We start from the raw sequence: 14730 nt of genomic DNA, 5'->3' as shown, positions 1-14730 counted from the left end.
ACTGCCCACGAAGCGTCCGGTTGGGTGCTCGGCGGTGAGTGTAGGGCCCGTCGTGCCGATCATCCGAGAACTCTGCTGATCTTACTCAAGTAGCGCCTTTGCACCGGACGTTGATCGCAATCGGCTCGTTTGGACGGGATGTCCGGACGCGCTTGACGCGGGCCGTGGTCTGCACGACTGTGGGCGGAGGAACGGATGATCACGCTCCCGCCCGGTCTCCGGGCGGCCCGCCCGACTGGAGTGTCGATGACAGGTCCGGTACTCGCCATCGACCAGGGAACGTCCGGAACCAAGGCGCTGGTGATCTGTCCCGAGCGGGGCGTGATCGGTTCCGGTTCCGCCCCCGTCCGTCCGCGGTACGGGGCAGGCGGAGTCGTCGAGGCCGATCCCGCCGAGCTGCTCGGCTCGGTCCTCGACGCGGGCCGGCAGGCGGTGGACGAGGCTGCCGAACCCGTGACGGCGGTAGGCCTGGCGAACCAGGGCGAGACGGTCCTCGCCTGGGACCCCGGCACCGGCCGGCCGCTCACCGACGCCGTCGTGTGGCAGGACCGGCGGGCGGCGGACCTGTGCGCCGGACTCGCGGCACACCAGGAGGAGTTGAGGCTGCTCACCGGTCTGCCGCTCGACCCGTACTTCGCCGCGCCCAAGATGGCCTGGATACGCCGTGAGCTGACCCGCGAAGGGGTGGTCACCACCAGTGACTCCTGGCTCGTCCACCGGCTGACCGGGGCCTTCGTCACGGACGCGGCCACCGCAGGACGCACCCAGCTGCTCGACCTCCACGACGTCGACTGGTCACCCGCCGCACTGGAGATCTTCGGCCTGTCCGACGAGCGGCTCCCCGCCGTCGTCGACTGCGCCGGTCCGGTCGGAACCACCACCGGCTTCGGCGGCGAGATCCCCCTGAGCGGACTCGTCGTCGACCAGCAGGCAGCCCTGCTCGCTCAGAACGCCCTGGAGCCGGGCAACGCCAAATGCACCTACGGCACCGGGGCCTTTCTCCTCGCGCAGACCGGATCCCGGCCCCGCACCAGCTCCAGCGGCCTGGTCAGCTGCGTGGCCTGGCGCCTCGGAGGACGTACGAGCTACTGCCTCGACGGGCAGGTCTACACGGCCGCGTCCGCCGTGCGCTGGCTCACCGATCTGGGCGTGATCTCGGGTGCCGCAGACCTCGACCCCGTGGGGTCCTCCGTCCCCGGCACGGGCGGTGTCACCTTCGTGCCCGCGCTCGCCGGCCTCGCCGCTCCGTGGTGGCGCAGTGACCTGCGCGGCTCCGTGACCGGTCTCGGCCTCGACACCACAGCGGGCCACCTGGTCCGCGCCCTGTGCGAAGGCATCGCGGCTCAGGTCGTCGCCCTGGCCGATGCCGCGGCAGCCGACCTGGGCGCACCGCTGACCGCCCTGCGGGTCGACGGCGGCCTGACCCGCTCCACCCTGCTCATGCAGACCCAGGCGGACCTGCTGCAACGGCCCGTCGAGGTCTCGGCACTGCCCGACCTCACCGCGCTCGGTGCCGGTGCCATGGCCCGGCTCGGACTCGACCCGCACCTGCCGCTGCGGCAGGCGATACCGGAGTGGAAGCCGTCCGCCGTGTACGAACCACGGATCGGCTCCGACGAGGCGGCCGCGCGCCTCGACGGTTTCCGTACGGCGGTGGACACCCTGCTGGAGCGCTCATGACGGTCACGATCACCACGGCGGGTGACCTCATTCCGGCAGCTGCAGCGGACGGCACGTACGACGTCACCGTCCTCGGAGCGGGCGTCGTCGGCACGGCCATCGCACGCGAGCTGGCCGGATACCGCCTGCGCACCGCCCTGGTGGACGCCTCCGACGACGTGGGCAACGGCACCTCGAAGGCCAACACGGCGATCCTGCACACAGGTTTCGACGCCGTGCCCGATTCGCTGGAAGCCCGCCTCGTGCGGGAAGGGCATCACAGGCTCCGCGCGTACGCGGCAGAGACAGGCATTCCCGTCGAGCGCGTCGGCGCCCTGCTCGTCGCCTGGGACACGAACCAACTCGCACAGCTTCCGCGGCTGCTGGCCAAGGCCGGCCACAACGGCTACCACGCGGCACGCATCATCGGCGCCGACGAACTCCAGGATCGCGAACCGCATCTGGGGCCGGGCGCCCTCGGCGCGCTCGACGTTCCCGACGAGAGCATCATCTGCCCCTGGACCACACCGCTCGCCTTCGCCACCCAGGCCGTCCGTGCGGGGGTCCATCTGCATCTGAACTGCCGGGTGCTGGACATCGACAGCGAGGCCGGCGTCCACGCACTCACCACCTCGCGCGGCACGCTGCGCACCCGCTACCTGGTCAACGCCGCCGGGCTGTACGCCGACGAGATCGACCGGCTCCTCGGGCACGAGGTATTCACGGTGACACCGCGCCGCGGCCAGCTCATCGTCTTCGACAAGCTCGCCCGCGAACTCGTCGGCCACATCCTCCTGCCGGTGCCGACCGCGGCCGGCAAGGGTGTTCTGGTGGCACCGACGGTGTTCGGCAATGTGCTCCTGGGCCCCACGTCCGAGGAGCTCGACGACAAGACCGCCACCGGATCCACCGCCGGCGGTCTGCACCTCCTGCGGGAGAAGGGCCGCCGGATCCTGCCCGAGCTCCTGGACGAGGAGATCACCGCCGTCTACGCGGGACTGCGGGCCGCTACCGGGCAGGAGGACTACCGGATCCAGGAGTACCCCGCCCAGCGGTACGTCGCCGTCGGCGGCATCCGGTCCACCGGACTCACCGCGTCCATGGCCATCGGCAGCCACGTCACCGGGCTCCTCGCCCGGGCCGGCCTCGATCTCGGTGCTCCGCGCGACCTCCCGCCGGTCACCGTGCCCAACCTCGGCGAGGCCTTCCCCCGGCCCTTCCGCCGGGCCGACCTGATCGCGAAGGACCCGGCGTACGGCACGCTCGTCTGCCACTGCGAGCACGTGACCCTCGGCGAGATCCGTGACGCGCTGTCCTCCACCGTCCCGCCGCAGTCCCTGGACGGCTTGCGGCGCCGTACCCGCGCGTGTGGCGGCCGGTGCCAGGGCTTCTACTGCGGCGCCCCTGTCCGCGCCCTGTTCGAGGAGGCACAAGCGTGACCCGGAGTGAACGGAACGTCGACGTCCTGATCGTCGGTGCGGGCCCCGCCGGCCTCGCCGCGGGAGCCGAACTCGCCGCGGCCGGTGCGGGGCGGGTCGAGATTCTGGAGCGCGAGCAGGAAGCGGGCGGGATCCCCCGCCACTGCCACCACGGACAATTCGGCGGGCGCTTCGTCCGGGGAGGGATGAGCGGACCCACGTACGCCCGGCAGAGTGTGGCCGCGGCGTTACGCGCGGGCGCCGGCCTGCGCACCGGAGTGACCGTCACGGGCTGGGCAGGACCCGCCACCGTGGAGACCACCGGGCCCGGCGGGCTCGAACGGATCACCGCCGGGGCAGTCGTCCTCGCCACCGGCGCCCGCGAACGTCCACGCTCCGCGCGCCTCGTCCCCGGCAGCCGCCCTCCCGGCGTCCACACCACCGGCGAACTGCAGCAGGCCGTCCATCTGTACGGCCAGCGGATCGGCACCCGCGCGGTCGTCATCGGCAACGAGTCCGTCGCGCACGCGGCGGTCGCCACCCTGCGTGCGGCCGGGGTTCACGTCGTCGCCGTGGTCACCGACCGGCCCGCCGCCCCGCTCCGTGTCCGGCAGCGCATTCCACTGCTCACCGGCGCCACCGTCACCGGCCTCACGGGCAGGACCAGACTGTCCGGGGTGTCACTGCGCCACGACGACGGCCGCACCACGACCCTGCGCTGCGACACCGTCGTCTTCACCGGCGACTTCGTCCCCGACCATGAGCTGGCCCGGCGCGGCGGGATCACCCTCGACCCCGGCACGCGCGGGCCGGCGTACGACGCGGCGTACCGCACCTCGCGGCCGGGCGTGTTCGCCATCGGGAATCTCCTGCACGCGGTGGAGCGCGCGGGAGTCGCGGCGGACGAGGGCCGGGCCGTGGCCGTGTCCGTACTGCACCGCCTGTCCGGCACCGATGAGCCACCCGGACGCGGGCGCCCCGTGGTGGTGGACGCGCCCCTGCGGTGGGTCGCACCCAATCTGACAGGCCCCGACGGTGCGCGCCCGCTCAAGGACCGGTTCGTGCTGCGCACCGCACGACGGCTGGCCCGGCCGCTGCTGCTCGTCAGCCAGGGCGGGCACGAACTCCACCGGCAGCGACTGCTGTTGCCCGCTGTCCCCGGGCAGCCGTTCCATCTGGCTGCCGGCTGGCTGGACCGGGTCGACCCGCACGGTCCGCCGGTACGGATCACCGCGCGGTGAAGCCCGGGCCCGGCGTCAGGGAATGAGCAGCCAGTCCGCACCGACGGCCGCTGCCAGGCCGATGCCCAGCAGCCAGCTGCCGAGACGCGTGCGCCCGTTCCTGCTGAGCTCGATCACCACACCGCACAGGATGAGTGCGAGCCCGTACACCCCGACGACCAGGACGGAGGAACGGCTCGCGATGCGCAGGGCGAGGACGACGGCCATCGCCGCCATGCCGACCGAGGAGAGAACGACGCGCAGGCGTCGTGCCTGACGCGGCGTCAGTCTCCGTTCCCCGGCCGCAGACGCGGCTATGCCCTCATCCGTGTTCTCGTCGCTCTCGTCGACCCTGTCGGGTTGCTGGTCCTGCTGTTCGTCGGGCTGCGGGGCCTGTTGCTGATCCTGGTCAGAAGTGCTCATGACGCCGGATCGTAATGGCTGAGCAGCGCCGTGTTCGCGGGACGGGGGCATCACCGGCTCGATCAGGCAATCGATCCGGCGTATCACCGGCTCGATCAGGCAATCGACGCCGACACGATGGCCGACACCGCCAGGTTGCAGGACGCCGTCACCCAGACCGCCGGGTGCGGCTCCCTCTCGACGAGTGTGGCTCCCAGCTTCCCGGGCGTGACCAGGTCCACCACGAGGAACGCCACGGCCATCATGATCAGGCCGAGCAGCCCGAACGCGGCGGTCGACGCCAGGCCCTTGCCGAAGTCGTCGTACGTCGTCCAGATCGACGTGAACACGATGCCGCCGATGCCCAGCAGCGCCGAGCTGAGCAGCACCGCCGCATTGCGGTTGCGCTCCTCCCATATCTGGCGGCCCAGCTTTCCGGGCGTCAGTGCGTCGATGAGGAATATGCCGAGAACGAGCAGTACGACGCCGAGGGCCCCGTAAGCAGTGGCACGGCCGAGGCCGTTGATGATGTCGGTCATCGGGGCGTCCGTCTCCTGAGCAAGCGGTCGAAGGATGGGTCGTGACCGCGTGATCAACACGCCGTCAAGAAAGAGCAAAACCTATCGCACGGGCTGTCATCCATCGCCCCGGCCCCCCGACCGCAGCCGAGGTGCCTCCGCCGCCGCGTCCACCACGCGCGCGCCCCCGGCCCCGGAGTCCCCCGCCCCGGGTTCCGCGGCCCCGGATTCCCGGCCGGGCGCATCCACCCGCCCGGCCAGCTCCTGCGCCCAGGCGACCAGCGGCTCCACCCCGATCCCGTGCGGTTCCGCATTCCGGAACGCGTCCATCGCGGCCGCGCCCCGCCGCAACAGCCGTGCTCCGCCCGCTGTGTTGCCCCGGGCGGCATGCGTCAGCCCCACGGCCATCTGTGCAAGGCCCCGCCACAGCTCCCGCTCCGCTTCGGGACCCGACTTCCAGGCATCCTCGAACACCTCGTGGGCATGGAACGGCATGCCCGCGTCCAGGAGCCGTTGCGCCTCCCGCACAGTCTCCTCGGGGGAGCGGACCACCCCCTCCGGCTGCCGCTCCACCCCCGGAGTGCCGTACGGCAAAGGGCGCCCCAGTCCGTCGCGGGGGCGCGCATTGCGCGCCCGGCCTTCGGCGTCACGGTCCCTGCGAGATTCGTCCACGCCCCCGATTGTGCCCCGCACCTGCGGTGAACCGTGCGAACCCTGTCCGTGGGCACCCGCGCACGACTAGGCTCACAACCCTCCGCAAACACCGTTGGGAAGGGGAGGCATGAAGCCGTCCCGGCCGTTGTACGAGCGCGAACCGGAACTCGCCGCTGCCGCACAGGCGGTGGACGCACTCTGCGGCGCACAGGCAGTCGGCGGTCTGCTCGTCTTCAGCGGCGAAGCCGGCATCGGGAAGACTGCGCTGCTCGGCGAGATCCGTGAGATGGCGGACGACCGCTGCACCGTCTGGCAGGCACGAGGCGGCGAGACCGTGACCTCCGTGCCGTTCCATGTCGTACGCCAGCTCCTGCAGCCCGCGCTCGACCAGCTTCCCGCCGACGAGACCAGGGCCCTGTTCGGTGACTGGTTCGAGATCACGGCGCCCGCACTGGGACTCGCCGAACCGACCGGCCCGCAGCCCGACCCGCAAGGTGTCAGGGACGGCCTCGACTTCGTCGTCTCCCGGCTCGCCTCCAGGCTCAGCCACCGTCCGCTGCTCCTGATAGTGGACGACGCGCACTGGGCGGACGGTGAATCCCTCGCGTGGCTCGCCGGCTTCACGGCCCGGCTGACCGAACTTCCGGTGCTGGTCGTCCAGGCCCACCGCCCGCAGGAGCTCGCCGAGCGCAACGCCGACTGGGCCATGGCCCGTACACCGGAGGGCAGTCGCCCCGAGGGCCATACGGCCCTGGTCCGCGTGGCCCTTCGAGCGCTCACCCCCGATGCCACGGCGGAGCTTGTCAGGGCAGGCCTCGGCGAGCACGCCGACGACCCCTTCTGCCGCGAGGTGTGGGCCGTCACCGGCGGCAATCCGTACGAGGCCGTCGAGCTCGTCGCCAAGGCGCAGGACCGTGAGCTGCCACCGGTGGAGGAGTCGGCCGGTCTGCTGCGCGAGCTCGGCGCGTCGGCCCGTGGCAGCGGTCTCGTCGCCCGCCTCGAACGGCTGGGCACCAACGCCAACCGTTTCGCCTGGGCCGCCGCGGTGCTGGGCACCGACATCTCCCAGGAACTGGCGGCGACGCTGGCCGGCATGAGCTCGGCGGAGGCCGCCGACTGTACGGCGAGGCTGCGCGACGCCCGAATCGTCAGCGGCTTCGACCCGCTGGAGTTCGTCCACCCTCTCATCGCCACCGCGGTCTACCGCTCCATCCCGCCGGCCACCCGCACCGCCATGCACGGACGGGCCGCCTGGGCCATCACCCAGGCCGGACTCGGTGCCGCGGTGGCCTCGCGCCATCTCCTCGAAGTCCACCCGGACGACGACCAGGAGCTGGTCGCGCAGCTCCGCGAAGCGGCCGGTCAGCATCTGGCGGTCGGTGCCCCGCAAGCGGCCAGGCGCTGTCTCGAACGGGCACTCCAAGAGCCGCCGCGGCCCCACGACAGGGCCGCCCTGCTGTACGAACTGGGCTGTGCCACCCTGCTCAGCTCGCCGGCCACCACGGTGCAGCAACTGCGTGCCGCTCTCGATACGCCGGGGCTCGACGAAACGCTGCGGGTCGACGCCACGTTCCGGCTCGCCGCCGCTCTCGCCCACAACAACCAGCTCAAGGACGCGGCGCTCTCCCTCGCCGCCGAGGCATCCCGTACGGCCCCCGGCCCCGGCCTGATGCGCCTCCAGGCAGCGCACTTCCTGTGGGAGGGCATGCAGGCCACCGAGAGCGACGGGCCCGCACGGTCGGCCCGGCTCGCCCGCAACGCCGACCACCTCAAGGGCCGCGACAATGCCGAGCGCGCCCTTCTCACGCTGCGTGCCTTCGACGCCATGCTCCGCGGCGAGAACGCCCAACTCGTCGTCGACCTCTGCGAACGCGCGCTCCTCGACGGCCGGCCTGCCCGCGGGCTCGGCTGGACCGACACCGAATGGGGCTTCGAACTCCCCACTCTGGTCGGCATCACCTACGCCTTCACCGATCAGCTCGACCGGGCGGAGGAACTCTTCGGCGAAGCCGTGCGCGCCTTCGAGATCTCCGGCTGGAGCGGTGCACACCTCGCGTTCGCCCACACCCTGCTGGGCCTCGTCCACCGTCGGCGGGGCAGGCTCGCCGAGGCCGAGGGCTTCCTGCGCGAGGGGCTGCGCCTCGCCGACCGTGTCGGCAGCGGGCTGCCGGTCCACTGGGACGCCGCCTGTCTGCTCATCGACACCCTTCTCGCCCGCGGCCGTACGGCGGAGGCGCGCCTGGTCGCCGACCGGTACGACTTCGGGCCGCCCTACCCCAGCGCCATGGTCCTGCCCGACGCCCCGTGCGTCCGCGGCCGGCTGCTGCTGGCCGAAGGCCGTACGAAGGAGGCCATCGCCGAACTCGAGGCGGCGGGCGCCGCACTGGAGCCCCGCGGCCGTTTCAACGGCATCTGGGCACCGTGGGCCGGCGACCTCGCCCGCGCCCTGGCCGACGACGACCCGGTGCGCGCGGCACAGCTCGCCACCCGTGCCCGCGTCCACGCGGAACGCTTCGGCACGGACACCGCGATCGGCGAAGCCCTGCGATGCGTCGCGCTCTTCGCGCCTGCGGAGGAGGCCGTGCATCTGTTGGCCGAGGCCGTACGCCGCCTCGAGGCATCGTCGTCCGCGTACGAGCACGCGCTGGCCCGCGTCGAGTACGGAATCGCGATCCGCTCGCCGCGGGAGCTCGCCCGGGCGCAGAAGCTGGCCGTCGCCTGCGGTGCCGAGGCCCTGGCCGCCCGCGCCCAGCAGGTGCGGACGTCGATCCGGTCCTCGGAGTGAGGTAATGTTTGTCCTGCGCAGCCACCCGGAACAACCGGGAGGAAACGCATCGGGACGTAGCGCAGCTTGGTAGCGCACTTGACTGGGGGTCAAGGGGTCGCAGGTTCAAATCCTGTCGTCCCGACTCGTGAGAGTCGCAGGTCAGGGCCGGTTTCGGAGAAATCCGAAACCGGCCCTTGATCATTCTTGGGGACCAGTTGGGGGCCAGTGTCCTTGGCTGGCGTCAGCGGGTGACCACGATCGGGCTCGGCAGGGAGCGTGGCGCGCTTGGGTCCGGCGGGCCTGGAGCGGATCACGGCACGGGCCGTGATCCCCGCCACAGGTGCCCGGGAGCGCCCCGCAGCGCCCGGCTGGTTCCTGGCTCCCGCCCGCAGGGTGTGCTGACCACCGGAGAAGCTGCTGCAGTCGGCCGCTCGGCGGCGGAGACGTCGTAGTTCCGCCCACCGGTACGGCCCGCCCGTCGGCCGGCGGGCAGGCCGTACCGGCCGGAGCCCGGCCCGCCGCTCGAGGTCCGGGCCCCGCTCGTAGGGGTGACGCCGAACCGGGGCACGGGCGTAGGCGGGCGGCCGCTGCTGCTGCGGTCCGGGGAGCCGTTGACCGGCCCGGTGGTGACGGTCAGCCAGGACGGTCGGCTGCTGTGGCGGCACCGGGTCGTGGGCCCGGTGCCCCCGTCCCGGTTGCTGCGGCTGCTGCCGGGGTGGATGGCCCAGGTCGACCGGGCGGGTGGTCCGCTCGTGGTGGACATCGGCTGACGGGGGCCACGAGTACGTGCCGTGGCCTTCAGAGGTTGTCAGGTCCTTGAACTCGATTTCAAGCCCTCCAGCCTCTGATTTTTCTTCAATCCGCAGCTATTTCTGTCAGTTTCCCCTGGAACAGCCCTCAACTAGGATGCCTCGACTTGGATTTGCACCCAGCATTGACGCGTCCATGTCGGGTCTGTACGTTGCGCTAGAAATCGATTTCACCCCCTGCCTGAGCCGGTGGAAGTGGGACTGTCCATGCCCTGGTCAACTCGAACTCTCACCATGTGGTGCGGTCCGCGAGCCGTCGTTCGGTGGCGGCCAGAAGCGGCACGACTTCTTCGGCCTCCCCGGCGACCACTTCTTCGGCTTGACCAACGTGCGCCTGCCACCGCTTCCTCTGCCGGCGCCTACCACCCCTGCCGGATCAGGCCGCACCATCGCCCGCACGTCCTTCCGTGCACCGTCCGGTCAACAGATCAGGAGACGAAATGTCCAGCATCGGAACATTATGGAGAGGGGTGCGCCTTGCCGTCTTCAGCGGCACCCTCGTCACCTTGCTCGCTTTCACCGGCCAACCCGCAGGCGTCGCCGCGCCGGCCGATCCCGGCCCGGTGGGCAACGGCACGATGAACCGAGCCTTCGCCCGGGCGACCTCCGCCTATCAAGTGCCCAGGGATCTGCTCACGGCTGTTGGATACGGGGAGACTCACCTCGACGACCACGAGGGCAAGCCCAGCCACGCGGGTGGCTACGGGGTGATGCATCTGGTCAGCAACCCGAGACGCACCACCCTGGAACTCGCCGCCGAGCTCACGGGTGAACCGGCCCACGCACTCCGCACCGAAAGCGCGGCCAACATCCGTGGCGGGGCCGCCGTCCTGCGTCACTACGCCGACGAGCTGGGGCTCAGCGCCAAGGACCGCCGAGACGTCGGGAAGTGGTACCCGGTGATCGCCCGGTACAGCGGTGCCGAGGACGACCGGACGGCCAGACTCTACGCCGATACGGTGTACGCAATCCTGGCCCAAGGCGTGCTGGCGGAGACGGACGGCGGTGAACGCGTCAGCGTGAAGCGGCAGCATGTGACACCGGCGCTTGGCAGATACGCGAAGGTCCGCCCGCTCGACAACTCCACCGGGAACGCCACCACTCAGCAGCAGGAGAGCACCCTCAGCGCCGACTACCCTCCCGCGCGCTGGGTTCCCGCGAACTCGGCGAACTACTCCAACGGCCGGTCGTCCGCCATCACCAAGGTGGTGGTGCACGTCACCCAGGGTTCGTACGCCGGGACCATCAACTGGTTTCAGAACCCGTCCGCCGGGGTGAGTGCCCATTACGTGGTCCGCTCCTCTGACGGCCAGGTGACCCAGATGGTTCGCGATGGCGACACCGGATTCCACGCAAGGTCCGCCAACGCGTATGCGGTGGGTATCGAGCACGAGGGCTACGTCGACAATCCCTCGTGGTTCACCGACGCCATGTACCGGTCATCGGCGGATCTCACCCGCCACCTGGCGAATCGCTACGGTATCCCCAAGACACGGGCATACATCGTCGGCCATAACGAGGTGCCCGGCAACGATCACACAGACCCGGGGCCGAACTGGAACTGGAACTACTACATGCAGCTGGTCAACAGCGGCAGCAGATTGATGCTCGGTGGTTCGCCGGCGGACTTCAGCGGTGACGGTAAGGACGATGTGGTGACGTTCACCCATGGGTCGTTGGCGGATGCGTATGTGGCGACGTCGACGGGCTCGTCGTTCTCCGGCACGTCGGTGAAGTGGAACGACTTTTTCGGGCTGAACGGTGAGACGCCGCTGAGCGGGGATGTCAACGGCGACGGCAAGGATGACGTCGTCACGTTCACCCACGGCCCGAACAACGATGTGTACGTGGGGCTGTCGAACGGCTCTTCTTTTGGAGGCGGCCAGAAGTGGAACGACTTCTTCTCGTTGAGTGGTGAAGTGCCGGCGACTGGGGACTTCAACGGTGACGGGAAAGACGACATCGTCACCTTCACCCACAACGCGACGGCGGATGTGCACGTGGGGTTGTCGAACGGCTCGTCGTTCAGTGGTGGCCAGAAGTGGCATGACTTCTTCGCCCCTGCGGGGGAATTCCCGGCGGTGGGTGATGTGAACGGTGATGGCAAGGACGACATCATCACATTCACGCAAGGCAGCAGTGCCGATGTGTACGTGGCGTTGTCGACGGGATCGTCGTTCGCTCCGTCGAAGAAGGTGCACGACTTCTTCGCACCGGGGACGGAGCAGCCTCGGGTGGGGGATGTGAACGGTGACGGCAGGGACGACATCGTCACGTTCACGAGTGATGCGAATGCCGATGTGTACGTGGCGTTCTCGGACGGTGCGAGGTTCACGGGCGGGGGCAAGGCCAATGACTACTTCGCGCTCCCCGGCGAGTTCCCATTTGTGGGTGACTACAACGGTGACGGCAAGGACGACATCGTGACGTTCACCCACACCGCTTCCGCGGATGTCTATGTGGGGCTGTCGAACGGCTCGTCGTTCGGTGGCGGTCAGAAGTGGCACGACTACTTCGGCCTCCCCGGCGAAACCACCTTCTAGCGGAGTCCTCCCCCGACTCCAGGCCGTGGGGGCGTCGGCGAGCCTTCGTCGGCGGTCCCACCGCGGAGGAAAGCGGGGTCACGGACAGGCAGTCGGTCCCACCGAACTCGAGCGGACCTGGAGGCTTGTCTGCAGCACCACCGTTTGATGGGGCTTTTCCTTTCCGGAGATACGTTCCAGCAGCAACCCGACGGCTGTTCGGCCCAGATCGTACGACGGCAGATCGACCGTAGACAGTGACGGCCCCACCAGGGACGTCCGGGGCACGCCGCCGAAGGACAGCACCCCGATCCGCGGCGGCTCTCTGTCCGCAACCCGCAGCGCTTCGAGGACACCGACCGCCATGAGGTCGTTCGTCACGAACACCGCGTCCGGCGGCTCCTCGAGTGCCAGCAGGTCGCACATCGCGGTACGGCCGCCATCGGGCTGGAAGTCGGCGTACCGGATGAGGTCCCGCAACTGCGCCTGATCCTGACCCAGTTCACGCAGATGCTCGCCCATGACGACGCGGAATCCGGTGAGACGTTCCTCCGAGACGGCGGCGCCCTCCGGGCCGGTGATGCATGCTATGCGGCGGTAGCCACTGCGCAGCAGATGCGCGGTGGCCTGCTCACCGCCGTGCTGGTTGTCGACCATGACGGCGTCGACCGTCGCCCCCAGTGGCCGGCGGTCGACGGCCACCACGGGCATCTCGGTGAAGCGGGACAGGTCGGTGTGGCTGCGTGAGGCGGCTGCGATGATCACGCCGGCCATCTGCTCGGCGAGAGCGGTGTCGAGGTAGCGGCGCTCCTTATCGACGTTCAAGTCGCTGTTGCAGAGAACGATCGAGAAATTCTTCCTCTGGGCGGCGTCCTCGGCACCTCGCGCCAGAGAATTGAAGTAGGGGTTCTCGATGTCCGGAATGATCAGTCCGATCACGCTGGACCGTTGCATCCGAAGGGCCCGGGCCACCCGGTTCGGTGCGAAGCGCAGCTCGGCCGCGGACCGGAGAACGCGTTCGGCACGCTCGGCGGTGACCCGCCCGCCGTTGAAGACACGGGAGACGGTTGCGGCCGACACCCCGGCGGCCCGTGCCACGTCATTGATTGTCGCCACAGCGGTGGTGAGCCCCTCATTCGGGCGCGGAGGTGGCCGCGCAATATGTGTCGTGCCCAAGAACTGTATGGGCGGAACGTCTTGACAGCGAGGGATGCCGACGAGGGAGGGGCCGTGCTCGCGAGGAGCGCCGGCCAGTTCTATGCCGCTCCGGCTCCGACGGCCCCCGCGGCGGCCGTCACTGTACGGCGCCCGCGCTCTGGAGCATCGCAGGCCGGCTCACGGCACGGTCCATGGCCCGCATCAGGGAGAGCCGTCCGGTAGACCGGCCGACGGGTCGGCGCCGATCAGGAACAGCCGGACGCCGCGGTCCACATCCACGAGTCCGGCGAGCCGCCGGCGGCCGTCCGCCGTGCAGGACGCCGACGGGGGACACGGTCGAGGACGACGTGGTGAAGCGCTCGGCGAGGGCGAGGTGGGTCGGTGACCGAGGTGGTGCTCTCGCGCAGGGCCTCGAAGCCCAGCCACGCGAGGTCGTCGCGCACGGCCAGGGCGGGCAGCTCGCGCAGGTGCCCGGGACGGTGACCGACTCGTCGGGCCGCGTCCCGGGCCGCGGCGCGGCGAGTTCGAACCGCCCGAGCAGGGCCTCGTCCCCGGCCGCGAGGGCGTGACCGTGTGAAGGCCCACGAGAATCTGGCCAGGGAAGGCGGGTGTGCTGGCCCTTGCCGTCGCTCTCGCCGGAACGGCCGTCGGCATCGGCGGGCCCATCGCCTTCGTAGCCCTCGCCGCTCCGATCCTCGCCCAGCGGCTGACCGGGCCCACCCGGGTCCCGATCGCCGCCTCCGCACTGACCGGTGCCGCCCTGATCGCCGCGGCCGACGCGCTGGGACGGGTCGCCGCACCCGTCGAACTGCCCGTCGGTGTCGTCACCAGCGTCCTCGGCGGCCCCTTCCTGCTCGGGTCCTCTTCCGCCCGGACCGTGCCACCGGAAAGGCCTGACCATCCCCATGACCGACGCACCCCGCACGACCGACGCACCCCGCACGACCGACGCACCCGACGACGCGACGCCCGGCATCCAAGTCCGCGCGCTGCACGCCGGATACCCGGGCCGCCCCGTCGTCGAGAACGTCGACCTGACCGTACCGGCCGGTCAGGTCGACGCGATCGTCGGCCCCAACGGCTGTGGAAAGTCGACCCTGTTGCGTACGATCGCACGCCTCGACCGGCCCGATTCCGGCACCGTCCGGATCGGCGGGGACGACATCAGGGAGCTCGGCCGACGCCGGGCCGCCCATCGTGTCGCCCTGCTCCCGCAGTCGCCCCGCGCCCCCGAGGCGGTCACGGTGGCCGGACTCGTCCGCTACGGCCGGCACCCCCAGCAGGGCCTGTTGCGCCAGTGGTCACGCGAGGACGAGAACGCCGTACGCGATGCGCTGGAGGCCACCGGAACCACGGGGCCGGCCGCCGAACGCCCCGACAGGCTGTCCGGCGGTCAGCGCCAGCGCTGCCGGCTCGCCATGGTCCTTGCCCAGCACACCCCCGCCATCCTGCTCGACGAACCGACCAGCGCCCTGGACCTCGGGCATGCCGTGGACGTTCTGGAGTTGGTCCGCGAGGTCGCCGCCGCCGGACGGACCGTCGTCATGGTCCAGCACGACCTCCCTGCCGCCGCCCGCTACGCCGGAGGCGGTGCGGGGGGCGG

Annotated in this window: 11 protein-coding genes, 1 tRNA gene and 2 pseudogenes; 10 read left to right on the top strand and 4 right to left on the bottom strand. The window is 70.7% G+C overall.

Annotated elements, in window-relative coordinates; all coding sequences use genetic code 11:
* Positions 1-246: 246 nt before the first annotated feature.
* The 3 genes from ACFWBQ_RS00070 to ACFWBQ_RS00060 are packed head-to-tail and all read left to right on the top strand — an operon-like array spanning position 247 to position 4318.
* Complete coding sequence (locus ACFWBQ_RS00070; protein WP_385482094.1) at positions 247-1680, top strand: FGGY family carbohydrate kinase; 1434 nt, start codon at positions 247-249, stop codon at positions 1678-1680.
* Positions 1677-3098 (top strand): NAD(P)/FAD-dependent oxidoreductase, encoded by a 1422-nt coding sequence (locus ACFWBQ_RS00065; protein ID WP_385482091.1) that lies wholly within the window; start codon positions 1677-1679, stop codon positions 3096-3098. Before ACFWBQ_RS00070 ends, ACFWBQ_RS00065 begins: the two co-directional genes overlap by 4 nt.
* A complete protein-coding gene (locus ACFWBQ_RS00060; protein WP_385482088.1) occupies positions 3095-4318 on the top strand; it encodes an FAD-dependent oxidoreductase in 1224 nt (407 codons plus the stop codon). The genes ACFWBQ_RS00065 and ACFWBQ_RS00060 overlap by 4 nt, the downstream gene beginning before the upstream one ends.
* A 15-nt stretch (positions 4319-4333) precedes the next feature.
* On the opposite strand, the gene ACFWBQ_RS00055 is transcribed toward ACFWBQ_RS00060, so the two are convergent.
* The 3 genes from ACFWBQ_RS00055 to ACFWBQ_RS00045 form a co-directional block, all read right to left on the bottom strand.
* On the bottom strand, positions 4334-4720 hold the full coding sequence (locus ACFWBQ_RS00055; protein ID WP_385482085.1) for a hypothetical protein: 387 nt from the start codon (positions 4718-4720) through the stop codon (positions 4334-4336).
* 95 nt (positions 4721-4815) lie between these two features.
* The gene (locus ACFWBQ_RS00050; protein ID WP_385482082.1) at positions 4816-5238 is read right to left on the bottom strand and encodes a DUF350 domain-containing protein; all 423 of its coding nucleotides are present in this window, start codon (positions 5236-5238) and stop codon (positions 4816-4818) included.
* Positions 5239-5334: 96 nt separating this feature from the next.
* Positions 5335-5889, bottom strand: a complete 555-nt coding sequence (locus tag ACFWBQ_RS00045; RefSeq protein ID WP_385482080.1) for a DUF309 domain-containing protein — start codon at positions 5887-5889, stop codon at positions 5335-5337.
* Positions 5890-5998: 109 nt separating this feature from the next.
* Between ACFWBQ_RS00045 and ACFWBQ_RS00040 the strand changes: the two genes are divergently transcribed.
* The 5 genes and pseudogenes from ACFWBQ_RS00040 (at position 5999) to ACFWBQ_RS00020 (ending at position 11990) form a co-directional block, all read left to right on the top strand.
* On the top strand, positions 5999-8656 hold the full coding sequence (locus ACFWBQ_RS00040) for an ATP-binding protein (RefSeq protein WP_385482077.1): 2658 nt from the start codon (positions 5999-6001) through the stop codon (positions 8654-8656).
* 50 nt (positions 8657-8706) lie between these two features.
* Positions 8707-8780 (top strand) — tRNA-Pro (locus tag ACFWBQ_RS00035).
* Between the two features lie 149 nt (positions 8781-8929).
* Positions 8930-9051: pseudogene (locus tag ACFWBQ_RS00030) on the top strand (oxidoreductase); the annotation flags it as partial.
* 135 nt (positions 9052-9186) lie between these two features.
* Positions 9187-9408: a hypothetical protein gene (locus ACFWBQ_RS00025; protein ID WP_385482074.1), complete on the top strand. Its 222-nt coding sequence runs from the start codon at positions 9187-9189 to the stop codon at positions 9406-9408.
* Between the two features lie 479 nt (positions 9409-9887).
* Complete coding sequence (locus tag ACFWBQ_RS00020) at positions 9888-11990, top strand: N-acetylmuramoyl-L-alanine amidase (protein ID WP_385482071.1); 2103 nt, start codon at positions 9888-9890, stop codon at positions 11988-11990.
* A 78-nt stretch (positions 11991-12068) separates the two neighbouring features.
* Here the strand turns inward: ACFWBQ_RS00020 and ACFWBQ_RS00015 are convergent, their stop codons facing one another.
* The gene (locus tag ACFWBQ_RS00015) at positions 12069-13067 is read right to left on the bottom strand and encodes a LacI family DNA-binding transcriptional regulator (RefSeq protein ID WP_385482068.1); all 999 of its coding nucleotides are present in this window, start codon (positions 13065-13067) and stop codon (positions 12069-12071) included.
* A gap of 661 nt (positions 13068-13728) precedes the next feature.
* Between ACFWBQ_RS00015 and ACFWBQ_RS00010 the strand changes: the two are divergent.
* A pseudogene (locus ACFWBQ_RS00010) lies at positions 13729-14024 on the top strand (iron chelate uptake ABC transporter family permease subunit); the annotation flags it as partial.
* 8 nt (positions 14025-14032) lie between these two features.
* The coding region (locus tag ACFWBQ_RS00005; RefSeq protein WP_385482065.1) for an ABC transporter ATP-binding protein at positions 14033-14730 on the top strand (698 nt) is incomplete at its 3' end.

It is taken from the genome of Streptomyces sp. NPDC060035 (genome assembly GCF_042736635.1).
Classification (GTDB): domain Bacteria; phylum Actinomycetota; class Actinomycetes; order Streptomycetales; family Streptomycetaceae; genus Streptomyces.
Note: the sequence above shows the minus strand (reverse complement) of the source record. Positions and strands in the feature narration are given on the sequence as shown.

Excerpts from the sequence above, each read along its gene's own strand:
- ACFWBQ_RS00070 (WP_385482094.1), top strand. The coding sequence starts at position 247 with ATGACAGGTCCGGTACTCGCCATCGACCAGGGAACGTCCGGAACCAAG.
- ACFWBQ_RS00065 (WP_385482091.1), top strand. The coding sequence starts at position 1,677 with ATGACGGTCACGATCACCACGGCGGGTGACCTCATTCCGGCAGCTGCA.
- ACFWBQ_RS00055 (WP_385482085.1), bottom strand. The coding sequence starts at position 4,720 with ATGAGCACTTCTGACCAGGATCAGCAACAGGCCCCGCAGCCCGACGAA.
- ACFWBQ_RS00050 (WP_385482082.1), bottom strand. The coding sequence starts at position 5,238 with ATGACCGACATCATCAACGGCCTCGGCCGTGCCACTGCTTACGGGGCC.
- ACFWBQ_RS00040 (WP_385482077.1), top strand. The coding sequence starts at position 5,999 with ATGAAGCCGTCCCGGCCGTTGTACGAGCGCGAACCGGAACTCGCCGCT.
- ACFWBQ_RS00020 (WP_385482071.1), top strand. The coding sequence starts at position 9,888 with ATGTCCAGCATCGGAACATTATGGAGAGGGGTGCGCCTTGCCGTCTTC.